The organism is Peptococcus simiae (assembly GCF_046569735.1).
GTDB classification, from domain to species: Bacteria; Bacillota; Peptococcia; order Peptococcales; family Peptococcaceae; genus Peptococcus; species Peptococcus simiae_A.
In genome coordinates, this window is sequence record NZ_JBKICG010000029.1 from 1 (window position 1) to 13,965 (window position 13,965).

Genomic DNA, 13,965 nt, shown 5'->3' on the forward strand with positions numbered 1-13,965 from the left:
TGAGAATTTCTTTGGTTTAATGAAACAAGAAATGTATTACGGAAAAGTTTATCAAAGCTACGAAGAATTAGAGAGAGCAATTATTGACTATATTGACTACTACAACGAGGAACGGATTAAAGAGAAGTTAAACTGGCTAAGTCCTCTTGCATATCGTAAAAATCAAGCGGCCTAAGGGCTAACCCTTTAGGCAAATAAAAAGAGAGACAAGCACAAAGGATGTACTTGTCTCTCTGGTCCAACTTTTTGGGGTCACTCTAGTTGGGGACCGCTTCTTATCTTCAAAGGTAAGCAAGGACAGGGGAAATAATCCGGTTCCGGTCACCAGAAAGGTTCCCGCTAGTTTTTCTTCCGTTTGACCTTCCCGGTGATGGCCGTCACCTCAATTTTAAAGACCCGGGTCCTGGGGATGGCGGCCCGGCTATAGCTAAAGCCATCATCAAGGTGATAATGGTCAACAATAAGCTGGAGAGCCCGGTCCTTGTCCTCAGCGGCTGTCAGCTCATAGACCAGCCCCTGGCCAATAACCGATTCATAGTACATGGTACAGTAGCCCCGGTTTGGGTCAGCAAATAGGTCATGGTCAGTATCCATCTCAAAGCTCACCGGGACCCCATCTGCCAGATACCGGTACTTTCTCCCTTCTACGGCGCCATGAAAGTATAAGAAAAACCGGTCACCTACCCGTTCAACACCGGGGTTCACCGGCAATAAATAGGGGGCCGGGTCACCATTAAAGGCTAGTACCATCCGGTCACAGGCCGCCATAATTGCCATTAGTGCCAAGGGGTCTTTGACTTCCCGGTCTTTTTTTCGCATATTCAGCCTCCTAACTGGCTGGCTCATTCCCGGCAAAGGCCTTCTGCCGGCTAAGCCCGGTCCAGGTTCTTGAGCCGGTCTAGCCACTGCCGCATGTAACCTTTTTCAAAAAAAGTCAGCAGGGCCCCATCATGGAATTTTTCCGCTTCAACGGCGGCCACAATCAAGGCCATGACCCCTCGGGCATCCATCCGGTCCAGGGGTGCCGCCTGCATATCGGCCAGGCCCCACTGGAGACCGTAGGCCTTTAAAATATCGCTAAAGTCACGCAGGCCCAAGAGGGGGTTCTTCTTCTGGAACCGGCCCACCGCCTGGACAAAGGCCTTGACCTCATCACTGTAGACCACATGAGCCATTTCCGTCGGGGCTGCCTCTGTGCCCTCGTTGTGGTCATCGATGACCCAGTGGCCGGCTGGGCCCTGGAAGAGCCGGTCCCGGTAGTCGGTAATAGGCTTATAGGTCATACCGGCCTACCTGGTCAGCTGACCCGGTAAAGAGATAGGAATCCATGGCCAGGGCGCCCATCCGGTTCTCACGGTTAAAGGCCCGGGCCGGGTCCCCATCTGCCGCCCCCAGGGCCATGATAAAGGGCCGGAAGTGGTCCGGCGTCGGGACGGCATAGGCCGCGTCCGGGTGGCTTTCATAGTTGAGTAGGGCCTCGATATCCCCCGCTTCCACCGCTTCAGTGATAAAGCCGGCAAAGCGCTCAGTCTGGGGGGTGCCCCCATCTATATCCCCGCGCACCTGATGCAGGTTATGGACGATATTCCCACTGCCCATGATGAGCAGGCCCTGGTCCCGTAAGGGGGCCAGTTTACGGCCTAAGTCATAGGCTGCCCGGGGGCTGAGCTGGCTATTCACACTCAACTGAACCACCGGGATATCCGCCGCCGGGAACATATGGACCAGGACCGCCCAGCTACCGTGGTCAATCCCCCAGCGGTCATTAAGGGTCACCTCATCGCCCAAGGCAGCTTGGACCGCCTCGGTAATGGCCAGGTCCCCCTTGGCCGGGTATTCCACCTCGTACAGGGCCTCCGGAAAGCCATACATATCATAAATCTGCTCCGGCTGGGCCGCACTTTGCACATAGTTGGCATTTTTATACCAATGGGCTGATATGGACAAAATCCCCCGAATAGGCCCATCAATGTCTTGTATTTTTTGCCCCACCTGCTTGAGCTTGTCGGTCAGGGGGGAGTCTTCTAAAGCAATCATCGGACTGCCATGGCCAATAAAAAGTACAGGCATGCGCATAGCTATTCCGCTCCTCTCTACAATCCTCTTTGCTGCTTACACCCGCTTGACCCGTATACAGCGGGGAATGGTCAGGTTTGGCACCCGGCCGCTTTTGGCAAAGTCTGTCCAAAGACGGCGAATCCGCCGGCCCACCTGGTCTATTTCCCGGGCGGGCTTATTCATCAGGAGGGGGCTTCCCCGGTAGGCGGCCGCCCCAAAGACCAGGGGCATTTCCGCACAATGGCAACCGCCGAAAACAGAGCTATCTTCCCCCCAGCTGCAGGTATAGTGGTAGACCCGGCCGCCGGCTGCGGCGTATTGCCGGGCAAAGGCCCGGGTCCCCTTTTGAAAGATGGCCCGGGACATATAGCGCAGGACGACTTCCAAGGCCGGCCCCAAGACCGGGGCCTGAACGAGCTTGGGAAACCAGGAGTACTTGGCCAGGTAAATCGAAGGTTCCCGGCTATTGGCCCCAATCAGGAGGTCCACCCTTTTGGCCGCCTCAGCGTAGGCCTTATCCAGGTCCCCGCCTGCCGGCAGGGGATTGACCCCCGGCCGGGGAGCGAAGTGCATGTACTTGGCATGCCGCCATTCCTTAACAGACCGCTGGGCTTGACCCTGGGCCTCCCGGAGGTCCTCCCCCCTGGGTCTAAAGGCAAAGGGTCTGAGGGCAGCCGCCAGCTGCCCTTCCATTCTTTCCCGCTGGTCTAGGGTCCCAAAGGGGGCACTCTGGATAATGGCCCGCTGGAATAAGCCCGAGGTCCCGGCCGCAGCCAGGAGCCGGTGGACCGAGGTCCCCCCGGCCGATTGCCCGAAAATACAAACCGCCTCAGGGTCGCCGCCAAAGCGGTCAATATACCGGTTGACCCAGACCAGGGCTGCCAGCTGGTCTAAAAATCCCGGATGACCGGGACCGCCTTCTTCATCAAAGAGAAAGCCAAAGGCCCCAAGCCGGTAGTTTGCAGCGACCACAATCACCTGCCCCTCTTCAGCCAAAAGGCTGGGGTCATAGGCCCGGTTGGCAATGCCGCCATTGCTAAAGCCACCCCCATGGAACCAGACCATGACCGGCATCTTCTCCGGCAGGTCGCCCTGGGCCAGGGGAACCGTCACCGTCAGGTAGAGGCAGTCTTCAGCCTGGTCCACTTGGCCATAGTCCACGCCAAAAATCAGCTGCTCCAGGGCCGCCTTATTTTGCAGGGCATAGGGCGCCGGGACTTGTCGGTCGGCCAGGCCCTCGGCCAAGGTCAAGCGCCTAGGCGGCGCAAACCGGTCCGCCCGGGCATAGCGAATGCCCTGAAACTGAACCACTGCCCCCCGGCGCTGTCCCTCTGTAAGATCTATCCTGTCTTTTTCCATGACCTGCTCCTTTGGCCCTGTCCGGCCGCTTAACCCAGTAAAATATCTAAAATCATCATGATAATGAAGCCCACTACAATCCCATAGGTTGCCTGGCGTTCGTAGCCATTGGCATGGGTTTCCGGAATGATCTCGTCGCTAATGACAAAGAGCATGGCCCCACCGGCCAGGGCTAGGATAAAGCCCACCAGGGGCTGGAAGACCTGAACCAGGCCAAAGCCCATAAAGGCCCCCACCGGTTCAACCAGGCCCGTCGCCAAAGCAATCAGGAAGGCATAGGCGGGCGTATACTTCTCCCGGACCAGGGCCAGGGCCACTGCCATCCCCTCGGGCATATTCTGTAAGCCAATACCCAGGGCCATAGCCATCCCATTAGCCAAGTTATCTGTCCCAAAGCCAACCCCAGTCGCCAGCCCTTCCGGAAAGTTATGGATGGTGATGGCAATGACAAAGAGCCAGATTTTCTTCAGGCTCTTGGCATCCCGGCCCTCAATCCGTTTATCCAGTAAGTGCTCATGAGGGGCCAGCTTATCAATCATATCCAAAAGGATGGCCCCGCCCAAAATACCGGCTGAAGTCACCATCACCGCCTTTACATCGCCACCGCCATATTCAATACTCGGCATAATGAGGGAAAAACAGGTCGCTGCCAGCATGACCCCGGCCGCCCCGCCCAATAAGGTGTCCAGGGTCCGCTGGGAGACGCTCCGGGTGAAAAATATCGGCAGGGCCCCAAGACCCGTCGCCAAACCCGGCAAAATACAACCTAAAGCAATAATCAGTCCACTCGACATTGCCAACGATCCACTCCCTTTACCTATCATTTAGTTAAATATATACCCATCATGGCCCCTGCTTATCCAGACCCGGGCATAGAAAAGGGGCAGGCCCTCAACAGGTCCTGCCCCTTTTCTTCATTTCGCCCAGGCCTGCAAGGCCTAGCGCCGGGACCGTAAAATGCCAACCCCGGTGGCTGCCAGGCCCAGGCCCAGTAGGATAAAGCCCTGGTTCACATCTAAGAGCTGGAGGAAGCCTAAAACAGCTACAGCAACCCCCGCCGACATCCCAAGCGCCTGACAGGCCAAGGTGATGGTCTCACCCATAGATGGGCCTTGATTCGCTACCTCCCGGCCATCTGCCAGCAGGTCACCGGGGCCCAGGTCCAAGGCCTCTGCTATTTTCTGCAAGCCCTCTGCATCCGGATAAGCCCGGCCGGCCTCCCAGCTCGCCAGGGTCTCTTCAGTAATCCCGGTCTTTCCGGCTAGTTCCGCCAGGGTCAGGCCCCTGGCCTGGCGCCGGTCCCCCAGGCCTTCACCGATTGTTCTTTTCTTCATAGCCCACTCCTCTATGCCACGCGAATAGATAAGTCTATCATACCCTCTACCGCTACAGTCATCTATCTATGTGTGGTCAATAAAAGGTAAATACTGGGTATAAAAGTCGCCTCTCCCTGGTCGGACCTAGTTCAACCCGGGGATCCCTGCCGGCCAGGTAGATTGGTTCCAGCACATATCCCAGAACAGGTACTCAAAGTAACCGGTTTTTAAAACAATATCCTCTAACTGATCCAGCTCATAGTCAGCCTTGCCCTCAGCAATCCGGTTCATCAGGGCCATGGCATCATCGTTCAACTGGGTAAAATCATCCCCGGCATACATCTGGATCCAGCTGCCATACTTGTCCCCCTCCAGGGCCCCCGGGATTGCCGCCAGGGCCCGGCCGATATAGCTATAGCTCCAGGAGCAGGCCAAGAGTGCCGCCGATACATTTTCCACCCCACCGGCCTGGGCCTGGCTCAGCATATAGCTGGTGTAGGCCAGGTTCACCGCCGACGGCTGTGTCGCTAAAAGGTCCGCCTCGGACAGGCCAAAGCTTGCACAGTAGTCCCGGTGCAAGTTCATCTCGACAAAGAGCACCCCGTCTAGCCCTTTAGCATAAGCCTGCATCATTTCCAAGGACGTCGCCTTTTCTGTGCCAATGGCAAAGAGCCGGGCATACTCCACCAGGTAGACATAGTCCTGGGTCAACCAGTGCTTAAACTTCTCTATAGGTAGGGACCCATCCCCCATCCCCTTCACAAAAGGATGGGCTAGGTAGCTCTCCCATAAAGGCTTCACCTTCGGCCAAATCCGATCTGTAAACTGCATAAAAAAACCTCCTTGTCATTTCACAAGGAGATTTTGTCCGCTTATCTATCCCTTTTTACAGCAACACGTCCCTCCGCCGGCATTACCCGGATCAGGTCATGAGTTCGGCAAAAGCCATCTCAGCATAACGCTCCCCTTGTGTTAACTTAAGTATACCAGGCATAAAAGGAAATACAAGGGTAAAAGATAAAGGCCCTTTCCTCCGCATTTGCAGGAGAAAGCCAGCCTAATTCCTCCGTATCCTATCATCCTGCATTTGTATAAACACCACATGACAGCATATAATGCTTCCCTGGTCGCAAAAGAAAGATCGACCGCAGGCGAAATCGCCAATGAACCATTGATCGATGGCTTTTATACCTGCCATTAAAGGAAAAACCCTATTATGTTTTACTATAACGTTTTTATAAACGGCTGCTATAACCCAATGGCCAACTTGGCCTTAGTCTTCAAAACCCAGGCCAAGTTCCAAAGGATTATTTTATTACGAAGATCGCCAGACAAGCATTTTTACCGAATGAACCAAACATAGAATGTTTCAGAACCACCTTCAAAAATAAAAGTTAGCCTGTTTTTCCATGGCCAACCATTGAAGAAAAGGCCCCTATATGGTATAATAATAGCCTATCCTTCGGGGGTGTAATGGCTTCGACGGGGGATTCCAAGACCATTGCCTGCGTGTCGAGTTTGACCCGGCCTCGTAAAACGGGTCAAAACAATAACTGCTAAAAACAATAATTTAGCCTTCGCGGCTTAACACCCGTGAACTCTCTGCCTGCTGTGTCTGAGGTGCGGGACCGGAGAGCCAAATATCAGACTACCTGACGGTCACTGCCGGATAGCCGCTGGGGAATTTTATCCGACTCGCCGCAAAAGCAACCTGATGACAGGTGGCTGCGCGGTTAAATCTTAAATATATCATCTACACACGTAGACGGTTCTGGGATTGATCTTTCGGACAGGGGTTCGACTCCCCTCACCTCCATTATAACCTTGCCGTACTAAACCGTACTGGCTCAAAATCGCTCTGTTGAGCGGTTTTTTTGTTTTATGCTATCCGCACAAAACCGTATATCTACGTCAAAAACAAGCCTCCACTCATGCTAATGAGGGAGGCTTATTTTTATTCAATCGGTTTATTGTCCCTGTTCAGCTCCTGTGGATAGACGCTTTCACGCAAGGCTATAAGGTCTTTTAGCTCCGCTAGGTCTTCTGCTGTTGCCCGCTTGCGGATGAAGGACCTGGCGGCAGTTCTGCTGGATAGGTAATTCCTATGTTCCCTGTTTTTTTGTGCCCACTTTTTATCAGCTTCAGGATTATAAACTGCTTTTCTTTTACTCATCCGCTTGCCTTTCTCTTGCCATGTTTGATATACTTAATAAACACAAGGCGGTGGCAAGCCCGCCTGTGTTTTCTGTGTTTGGGGCTGTTGCAAAATAGCCCCTCTAACAAACAAAGTCCCAGCTCAAAAAAATGAGGAGGGACTTTGTTTATGGATATATCTATGTAAGATTATAATATATAGCTAAGGAGAATTTTATAAATCAATTAGGGCTAAGTTTGTCTGCAATCCAGGGGCTGTATCGAATGATTTTACTCATTCTGACACAGCCCCTTTTATTTTTTCAATAGCTTCTTCTTTGCTTTCGCTACTTTCAATTTTTTTATTATTTTTTATAGACCTATACCCCTATGGTTCGCTTTTTCGTTCCATATTCGGGCGATAAATAAGGTATACTTATGCCCAATAAAAATAAGTCCGACCAACCGGCCGGGCTCTAATTATTTCCGATATTCCACTAAAATTTTTCCGTCTTTCCACTCTGCGCTATACCCCATCTGCCTGAGCAGGTCCCGAATGGCTATTAAGGTCGTGCCATTTTCGTTGCGTCCACGAATTTCACACTCGTACCCATGCAGGCTGACCGTCACTGTCTGGCCAACCTCCTCCGGCTGCTCATCGACACCGCCCCGGATTTCTGCAATCTTGGCATCCACCTTCTGCTTAAATTCCTCCCAGTGGGATTTGGTCCGGTGGGGGCAGGCCGTGCTGGCGTACCAATTATGCTGGTGCAATTCCTCACTCGTCCAGCCAAACTAGATGCAGACGTAAGCGATGTATTCCGCCGCATTTTCTTCAGCTGCCGGAAATAAGGGATTGTCCTCCGCCATGGACCGGCAAATCTCAAAACCCAGCAAGTTGCGGTTACCAAAGCCACCGCCACCGTCACCAGCGTGCCAGGCGTTCCGGTTAAAGGGGATGGCCTCGACCACGTCGTTTTCGTCGATGGCCACATGATAGCTGGTGTAGGCCCCGTTATTAATCATGTCATCCACCTCAGTCATGGCAGACCGGGCTCCGGCGGTATTATGGACGATGATGCCCACCGGGGTCATCGGGTAGGGGCACTTGATACCGCACATCTCCGGCCGGACAAAATTCTGCTTTAAGGTGTAACTCATTTTAAGACCTCCCCAGTTCGTCCATCCACCTGACGGTCAGGAATAACGCCTTTTTTAATCGTGACGGCTGGCCGCTCTTTCTCCCGCTTAATCACTGCCGGCTTTTGTTCGGTGTTAATTTTGTGGACAGCCGCTTCAATGGCCGCATCTAGGCTAAGGCCGTCAATCCGAATGCCCTGGCGTTCCAGCTGATTGAGCACGTACTTCTTCCGGCTCTGGATGCCTCCTGTCTTATATAGCTGTTCTGCCGCTTGGGCAATAATTTGCACCTTCTCCAGTCAGGCTTGCTGCTTTTCCTTGTCCGCTACCGGCTTAAGTAAGACCGCTAAAACCAGCGGGATGGCCAAGTTAATGAGTGCGACAAGTACGTCCGTTAAATCAATAGTCATTTTTATCTACTCCTTTGCTGCATGTCGGCAACTCCATGGCGTCGGAAAATAATTTTTTCCCCATCCCGTTACCGCCAAGCGACTTGTATGCTGTAAATAAATTCTGCAGGTCCTCCACGTCGGCGACCGTCGTGTAGCCACGCTTAATGGCGTCTTCTGCATTAGCGTAAAGCCTAAAATGCAAGAGAGCTAAGAGGGCCTTGTCTTGCCGTCGATTATGCGTCAGCTGCCGCCATAAAAGTCCCCCAACGCCTATGGCTGAAAAAAGCGACGTCAGGGCTGTGATGATAGACCAATCCAGTATTTGCTGTATGATGTGGGCGATACTACGCACCTTCTTTCCATAAAAAATACCGCCCGGGTAGGCGGTATGGTATACTATTTTGTAAGGACTTCCGTCCCCAGCCGCTTATCGGCGGAGGGGAGGTGATAACAATGCCTCTGTACATTTCCTTGCAGCTCGACCTTAATACGCTGGTGATCATGCTGCTAGTCATCAGCCAATGGAAGTCCCATTAAGGTCAAAACCCCACCAACTGGCATTGGTGGGGTTTTTTGGTGAAACAATGCATCACATTTCCTTGCCTTTAGTATAGCATTTACCGGTTACACTTGCAAGCTGGGCAAAGCTATTTATCGCTATAGTGGTACCTACAGGCCAGGATATCGATGTTGTCATCGGATATCCGGTAAATTAACCTGTCTTTTTCATTGATACGTCGACTCCAGAAGCCGCTGAGGGTCCCCCTTAAGGGTTCTGGCTTGCCGATACCCTCGTGACCGTTTCTTTCAATATCGGCCAGAAGGGCATTGATACGCTTCAAGGTCTTCCGGTCTTCTGTTTGCCAGTAAGTGTAGTCTTTCCAGGTATTTTCCGTAAACCTTTTATGCATTATCAAGGTCCTGCAAGGAAACCTGCCCGGCGTCCAACTGGGCCTTGGACTCCATGAGCCAGTCATAGTTTTCTTTGTTACCCATGACGTGGATATTTTCCAACATATTGTTATAGGCTTCTTCAGAGATAACGACGACGTTCTTGTTTTCTTTTCTTGTAATGACGAGGGTTTCGTAATCATCTGTGACCTGATCTAGGTGTTCCTTCATGTTCCCTCGAAATTGCGAATAGTTTAATGCAAGCATCTGTCTACCTCCTTTACACCTTATTATATTGTACAATATCCTGTACGTCAACAGGCATGATGATCTTATTCAGCCGGTTTTTCTTCCTTCATGACCTCCTTATCTATGGAGTATCAGGCGGAGTCATGCCGCTCATTAAATTTTTAAGCGTTTCTGCATCCGGCTGAGGGCCTGTGGACCTTGGTAAGTCTTTAGGGTCGGCCGGGGTGTCTGGAATAGCCGGAGGGGTCGTGGTGGCCATACCACTCTACATTAATAAGGTGGCAACTAGCTGAGACCCTACGGTGATTTCATGGGCGAAGCCGGCCTGGATGATTTCCAGGGCCCGCTTCTCGTCTGCATAATCTAAAAGCGCACCGGCTTCTACCGGTACGCCTCTTTCAAAATCGTTGAAGTCCTTTGTTATATAGATAAGCATAGGCCCCTCCTTATACGCCTGCAGCCTTAATAGTCCCTTTGACAACCCCATTCAAGTTTTCCGCAAAGAGGACAATGCCATACATGGCCACTGTTTCACAGGTCAGACGCTGCTTGTTCACATCATGGGTGATGCCGATGAGGCCTGTTTCATCGGTAGTCAGGTCAAAGGTAGAAGCTAAGGGCCCGCTCATGGCGGCATAGGCCAGGACTAGGTTCTGGGCTGCTGTGGCGTAAAGGGTCCCTTTGGGAATGGACGGATGGGCGAAGACGACTTTAAAATTGAGGAAGTTTTCCAGGTAGGACATGCCAAAGGCACTCTGGGTGCTCACCTGGGCAGTGCCTAGGTAGTCGGCGATATCATCGGTGGATACAAAGCCAATGACGGTAACATCATCCTCTTCAAAGGCCTTGGTTACCCCGCCCCAGGCTTGAGCCATGGTGGCCTGGAGGCCGGCTGCCGTCACAGCACCAGTCCCGGTTTTCAGTTGGCCCAGGAGCTTGTCCCGCAAGCCCTTCTGGATCTCACGGACAAACTTGGCGTCTGTTTGCTGGACGGCTGCGTCAAAGCCCACGTCCTGAATGAGTTCCGCAGGAACCGCTTTCCGGCGCTTGTCCCAAGCCAATTCATAGCTTTTGTCCGGCTTCTTCTCGACCTTAGAGAGGGGGATGATCTCGCCCGGAGCGACCTCGCCACCGGCTAAGGTAACGGTGCTCTTGTAGGTTTTAATAACGGACCCGGCGGCCATGGGCATTTTGCGTTCCAAGCCTAGGAGTTCTGCTAAGCTATTCAGCTTTAAGCCGAATTGTTCAACAAAGTCAATGTTTAATACTTGCGCCGCTGTAAAGTCGTTGCGGCTTTATAAATTTGTTTCTGCTGCCATAATATCTCTCCTTTAATCAGTATATAGGGCAATGTTTTCTGCAATAGCCTTGCGGCGGGCTGCAGGATCCTTAATGGCTGCAATTTCCGCCCGGGTCATCTTGGCCTTTTCAGGCTTACTCTTGCTCACACTGGCCCGAACAGCATCCATACCGGTATCTGCCGGCGGCTTTTCTGTAAAGTGGGGGAAGTCTTTCAACACCTGGTCGACGGCTGTATCCGCTTCTACAGTACCGGCCAACTTGACCACATAGCCGATGTGATTTTCGCTGACGCCCTTCTTTAAGGCGTAGTTTTCCACCTGCATGGCCCGCATATCTTCCTGTAAGTTTGCTAACGTCTGTTTGGTTTCTGCGTCTTCAGCCTGGTCTGCGTGCTGGTCTTTCTCCTTGCTCCTTTCCCGCTGGAGGCGCTTTTGCACGATGGCGTCTACTTCCGCTTGGGTAAAGCGCTTCTCTTCGTCCTGCTGCACCTGGTCTTCGGGGGCTTCGGTTTTTGTTTCGACCGCCTGGTCTGCCTGTTCTTCTGCGACAGGCGTGGTTTTATCTTCGGGCATTGGTTACCTCCTTGTTAACGTCCTGTAAGACGATATCCGTCACAGTTTTTTGCCATAAGCGTTTTGGGCATAGAAAATAGACCTTTTAACGACGTGTCCAGGTCGGTATGGTATACTATTTCTGTTGTCATTACCCATTCCGGCAACGGAAGGGGGTGTCGTAAATGCTGGAAAACTTGATTTCGCTAATCTTTGCTGTCATGGCGAGTGTAGCTAGTCACTATATTTGCAAATGGCTGGACAGTGAAGAAAACAAATGACAGCCAGCCTAAACAAAAACCACCGGATGGCCCCGGTGGTTTTTTGTGTCATAAATACTATGACCTTGATTTCGCTTGACAGGCGTCAAAGGCCCTGTCTTATATATAGTATACCACAGTCTCTAGCTTTTTAAACCCTTTTGTGCTTTACCCTGCACGGGAGATAATGGACCACCTCCTAGAGCTTCAGAACCATTGACTTGTGTCCCATCCGCCTCACCCCCTTGCTGATGATTGGCGGCATGAAAAAACCACCCTTCCAGGTGGTTGGCTATAAGATTGTGTCCACTATACCCTTGGCAAGGTTAGCGGCCTTTTTCATCATGCTATTCTCCTGCAAGTATTGCATGCCTGCAAAAGTAATATGAACCTGGCTGTCGTCCACATAGTGGACGCCATCAAAATAGCCCGTTATGCCCAGCCCCCTAATGAGGCCTTCTTCCTGCATCAGTCTTAAGATATTATCCCTTTTTATGGGACTAATTCCAAGTTGTTCAGCAGAAATCCGGGTCATGTCCGGTTCTGGACAGTCTAAGGCAGTGTTAAGGGTCTTTAGGATACGGTAGATGATTGTGAAGTTATTCATGATACCTTACTCAACTAATCCCGCTAAAATACCTAGTGGATCATCGATAACCTTGAACTTTCCGCCGGGAGACGTACCATCTGCTGGTCGTGGATTTGATAAATCATAAAGGTAATCTTCCTCGCTGTCATCGACAACCGCTAATAACCCACTTCTGTTTTTGACAATGACATACTCTTTTCCGGACGTTAAGCCTTCAACACCAAAACTGACACCAGAATATTTAACCGTACCGATGTATTCTAGTGGGATAGATTTATCTAATTCACATTGATATACCTCAACTTTCTGCATTTTTCCACCTTCTCCTGTCCTTCACTTTTGCCTCATATTGCTTGCCTTGATGCTCATACCAATGGACATCATGATAATATTTTTTAGAATCAATCCGTCCTACTTTTTTTGCCCAATCATCAGGTTTTCCGCCATATTGATCAACTAATCGCTGAACAATACGAATTTCTTCACCTTGAGCAATGGTTTTAGCGTAACCGATTTTCGCCCCGGACGGGATAAAGCTTTTTTCCCCAGTCCATTTATCTATAAAATCCAGCCGTCTTTGTATAAAGGGTTCTTTTAAATAAATGTCCTGCACCCGCCTGTGGCTCCATACGGCCTTGCTGCTTATACGCCTATTATACCCGCCAACTGCTGTCCGCTCAAGCTTGGGCTGGAGCTTGGCCGCCCTGGAAAATCTCCGGTAAGCCTCTCTTTGCCGACGTAAGCGGATGACTTGCTCGGCAACCTTGACATCCGGGGCGCCGGCTGCCTGGTAGCCGATAAGAGTACCAAGCCTTATTAAAAGAACACAAGATATTTCAAAGTATGTCCAGAAAAGAGACCTGCTACGACAATGCACCTATTGAGAATTTCTTTGGCTTAATGAAACAAGAAATGTACTATGGGGAAATTTATCAAAGCTACGAGGAATTGGAGAGAGCAATTATTGACTATATCCGCTACTACAACGAGGAACGGATAAAAGAGAAGTTAAGTTGGCTAAGCCCTGTTGAATATCGTAAAGATCAGGCGGCCTAAGGACTAACCCTTAGGCAAACAAAAAGAGAGACAAGCACAAAGGATGTACTTGTCTCTCTGGTCCAACTTTTTGGGGTCACTCTACCGGGTAGGTGTCTTATTTTGTATAAATATCTTTCCTGTGCCCTATAGCCAAGGCCAAAATAACAAGATATCCGTCTCTAATATCACATATAACCCGGTAGCGGCCAATCCTGTACCGCCACAAGCCCTGGTATTCACCAGCCAGGGCTTTGCCCTTGGACCGAGGGTCCGCAAGGCCGTCCAGCTGCTTTTTCAAATCTTTCGCTAGCATTAGACCGACATGCTTATCCATCTTCTTGATTTGCTTGTGGACCCGGTCGCTAATGATTAACCTATAGCCCACTTTCCAGCTCCTCTATAAGCTCATCAATCCCAATCCCCTGCGGGCTCTTTTGGTACTCAGCCAAGGCCAGGATGCCGGTTTTATAGTCCAGCTCATCTTCTATCTGCTCAGCTAAAGCCCTTTTAAAAAGCTCCGATAAGGGCCGTCCGGTGTGGGCTGCATAGCTTTTAAAAAGCTCTTCCTCCGACTCATTTAACCGCAAAGATACCATGCTCATGGTCACCGCCTCCTTGTCATACATTGTATATCAAAAAGGCTTAGTTGGCAATAAAATGCACCCACGAGGGGTGCTAAAAAAGAGG

23 protein-coding genes, 1 other RNA gene, 1 pseudogene and 1 riboswitch are annotated in these 13,965 nt (G+C 51.1%); of the genes and pseudogenes, 3 read left to right on the plus strand and 22 right to left on the minus strand.

The genetic code is table 11. The features are described 5' to 3' along the window. Nucleotides 1-175 (plus strand): IS3 family transposase (locus ACLGL1_RS09355; RefSeq protein WP_411008430.1); only part of this gene is annotated, 175 nt, incomplete at its 5' end. 164 nt (nucleotides 176-339) lie between these two features. On the opposite strand, the gene ACLGL1_RS09360 is transcribed toward ACLGL1_RS09355, so the two are convergent. The 7 genes from ACLGL1_RS09360 to tenA form a co-directional block, all read right to left on the minus strand. After that, nucleotides 340-819: a pyridoxamine 5'-phosphate oxidase family protein gene (locus ACLGL1_RS09360; RefSeq protein ID WP_411008409.1), complete on the minus strand. Its 480-nt coding sequence runs from the start codon at nucleotides 817-819 to the stop codon at nucleotides 340-342. Nucleotides 820-869: 50 nt separating this feature from the next. Then, nucleotides 870-1,283 carry a DUF6508 domain-containing protein gene (locus tag ACLGL1_RS09365; RefSeq protein ID WP_411008410.1) on the minus strand — a complete coding sequence of 138 codons (414 nt, stop codon included), beginning with the start codon at nucleotides 1,281-1,283 and terminating at the stop codon, nucleotides 870-872. After that, nucleotides 1,273-2,076: a DODA-type extradiol aromatic ring-opening family dioxygenase gene (locus tag ACLGL1_RS09370; protein WP_411008411.1), complete on the minus strand. Its 804-nt coding sequence runs from the start codon at nucleotides 2,074-2,076 to the stop codon at nucleotides 1,273-1,275. Before ACLGL1_RS09370 ends, ACLGL1_RS09365 begins: the two co-directional genes overlap by 11 nt. 36 nt (nucleotides 2,077-2,112) lie before the next feature. Further along, the gene (locus tag ACLGL1_RS09375; RefSeq protein ID WP_411008412.1) at nucleotides 2,113-3,417 is read right to left on the minus strand and encodes a carboxylesterase family protein; all 1,305 of its coding nucleotides are present in this window, start codon (nucleotides 3,415-3,417) and stop codon (nucleotides 2,113-2,115) included. Nucleotides 3,418-3,446: 29 nt separating this feature from the next. Continuing rightward, nucleotides 3,447-4,211, minus strand: a complete 765-nt coding sequence (locus ACLGL1_RS09380) for a ZIP family metal transporter (RefSeq protein WP_411008431.1) — start codon at nucleotides 4,209-4,211, stop codon at nucleotides 3,447-3,449. A gap of 144 nt (nucleotides 4,212-4,355) precedes the next feature. Next, nucleotides 4,356-4,751, minus strand: coding sequence for a helix-turn-helix domain-containing protein (locus ACLGL1_RS09385; protein WP_411008413.1), 396 nt, complete (start codon nucleotides 4,749-4,751; stop codon nucleotides 4,356-4,358). Nucleotides 4,752-4,877: 126 nt separating this feature from the next. Next, nucleotides 4,878-5,564, minus strand: a complete 687-nt coding sequence (gene tenA / locus ACLGL1_RS09390; RefSeq protein WP_411008414.1) for a thiaminase II — start codon at nucleotides 5,562-5,564, stop codon at nucleotides 4,878-4,880. 51 nt (nucleotides 5,565-5,615) lie between these two features. Then, nucleotides 5,616-5,711, minus strand: a riboswitch (TPP riboswitch). Between the two features lie 486 nt (nucleotides 5,712-6,197). On the opposite strand from tenA, the gene ssrA reads away from it, so the two are divergent. Next, nucleotides 6,198-6,552, plus strand: a transfer-messenger RNA (tmRNA) gene (ssrA, locus tag ACLGL1_RS09395). A 135-nt stretch (nucleotides 6,553-6,687) separates the two neighbouring features. Here ssrA and ACLGL1_RS09400 read toward each other — a convergent pair. The 13 genes from ACLGL1_RS09400 to ACLGL1_RS09460 form a co-directional block, all read right to left on the minus strand. Beyond that, nucleotides 6,688-6,906, minus strand: a complete 219-nt coding sequence (locus tag ACLGL1_RS09400) for a hypothetical protein (RefSeq protein ID WP_411008415.1) — start codon at nucleotides 6,904-6,906, stop codon at nucleotides 6,688-6,690. Nucleotides 6,907-7,346: 440 nt separating this feature from the next. Beyond that, the gene (locus tag ACLGL1_RS09405) at nucleotides 7,347-7,640 is read right to left on the minus strand and encodes a hypothetical protein (RefSeq protein ID WP_411008416.1); all 294 of its coding nucleotides are present in this window, start codon (nucleotides 7,638-7,640) and stop codon (nucleotides 7,347-7,349) included. Between the two features lie 21 nt (nucleotides 7,641-7,661). Then, a complete protein-coding gene (locus ACLGL1_RS09410; protein WP_411008417.1) occupies nucleotides 7,662-8,027 on the minus strand; it encodes an N-acetylmuramoyl-L-alanine amidase family protein in 366 nt (121 codons plus the stop codon). Then, on the minus strand, nucleotides 8,024-8,296 hold the full coding sequence (locus ACLGL1_RS09415; protein WP_411008418.1) for a hypothetical protein: 273 nt from the start codon (nucleotides 8,294-8,296) through the stop codon (nucleotides 8,024-8,026). Before ACLGL1_RS09415 ends, ACLGL1_RS09410 begins: the two co-directional genes overlap by 4 nt. Before the next feature lie 109 nt (nucleotides 8,297-8,405). Continuing rightward, the gene (locus ACLGL1_RS09420) at nucleotides 8,406-8,750 is read right to left on the minus strand and encodes a hypothetical protein (RefSeq protein WP_411008419.1); all 345 of its coding nucleotides are present in this window, start codon (nucleotides 8,748-8,750) and stop codon (nucleotides 8,406-8,408) included. Between the two features lie 295 nt (nucleotides 8,751-9,045). Continuing rightward, nucleotides 9,046-9,309: a Txe/YoeB family addiction module toxin gene (locus ACLGL1_RS09425; RefSeq protein ID WP_411008420.1), complete on the minus strand. Its 264-nt coding sequence runs from the start codon at nucleotides 9,307-9,309 to the stop codon at nucleotides 9,046-9,048. Further along, the gene (locus ACLGL1_RS09430) at nucleotides 9,302-9,556 is read right to left on the minus strand and encodes a type II toxin-antitoxin system Phd/YefM family antitoxin (RefSeq protein WP_411008421.1); all 255 of its coding nucleotides are present in this window, start codon (nucleotides 9,554-9,556) and stop codon (nucleotides 9,302-9,304) included. The genes ACLGL1_RS09425 and ACLGL1_RS09430 overlap by 8 nt, the downstream gene beginning before the upstream one ends. Nucleotides 9,557-9,803: 247 nt before the next feature. Next, nucleotides 9,804-9,974 (minus strand): hypothetical protein, encoded by a 171-nt coding sequence (locus ACLGL1_RS09435; RefSeq protein WP_411008422.1) that lies wholly within the window; start codon nucleotides 9,972-9,974, stop codon nucleotides 9,804-9,806. A gap of 10 nt (nucleotides 9,975-9,984) precedes the next feature. Next, nucleotides 9,985-10,740 carry a hypothetical protein gene (locus tag ACLGL1_RS09440; protein WP_411008423.1) on the minus strand — a complete coding sequence of 252 codons (756 nt, stop codon included), beginning with the start codon at nucleotides 10,738-10,740 and terminating at the stop codon, nucleotides 9,985-9,987. Between the two features lie 129 nt (nucleotides 10,741-10,869). Then, on the minus strand, nucleotides 10,870-11,412 hold the full coding sequence (locus tag ACLGL1_RS09445; protein ID WP_411008424.1) for a hypothetical protein: 543 nt from the start codon (nucleotides 11,410-11,412) through the stop codon (nucleotides 10,870-10,872). Nucleotides 11,413-11,943: 531 nt separating this feature from the next. Then, nucleotides 11,944-12,258, minus strand: coding sequence for a YjcQ family protein (locus tag ACLGL1_RS09450; protein ID WP_411008425.1), 315 nt, complete (start codon nucleotides 12,256-12,258; stop codon nucleotides 11,944-11,946). A gap of 6 nt (nucleotides 12,259-12,264) precedes the next feature. Further along, nucleotides 12,265-12,552, minus strand: a complete 288-nt coding sequence (locus ACLGL1_RS09455) for a hypothetical protein (protein WP_411008426.1) — start codon at nucleotides 12,550-12,552, stop codon at nucleotides 12,265-12,267. After that, a complete protein-coding gene (locus ACLGL1_RS09460; RefSeq protein ID WP_411008427.1) occupies nucleotides 12,539-12,853 on the minus strand; it encodes a hypothetical protein in 315 nt (104 codons plus the stop codon). Before ACLGL1_RS09460 ends, ACLGL1_RS09455 begins: the two co-directional genes overlap by 14 nt. A 191-nt stretch (nucleotides 12,854-13,044) precedes the next feature. Here ACLGL1_RS09460 and ACLGL1_RS09465 point away from each other — a divergent pair. Further along, nucleotides 13,045-13,296, plus strand: a pseudogene (locus ACLGL1_RS09465) (transposase); the annotation flags it as partial. A 97-nt stretch (nucleotides 13,297-13,393) separates the two neighbouring features. Here ACLGL1_RS09465 and ACLGL1_RS09470 read toward each other — a convergent pair. Both ACLGL1_RS09470 and relB read right to left on the minus strand, forming a co-directional pair. After that, on the minus strand, nucleotides 13,394-13,663 hold the full coding sequence (locus ACLGL1_RS09470; protein ID WP_411008428.1) for a type II toxin-antitoxin system RelE family toxin: 270 nt from the start codon (nucleotides 13,661-13,663) through the stop codon (nucleotides 13,394-13,396). Further along, the gene (gene relB, locus ACLGL1_RS09475; RefSeq protein ID WP_411008429.1) at nucleotides 13,653-13,880 is read right to left on the minus strand and encodes a type II toxin-antitoxin system RelB family antitoxin; all 228 of its coding nucleotides are present in this window, start codon (nucleotides 13,878-13,880) and stop codon (nucleotides 13,653-13,655) included. The genes ACLGL1_RS09470 and relB overlap by 11 nt, the downstream gene beginning before the upstream one ends. Nucleotides 13,881-13,965 lie beyond the last annotated feature (85 nt).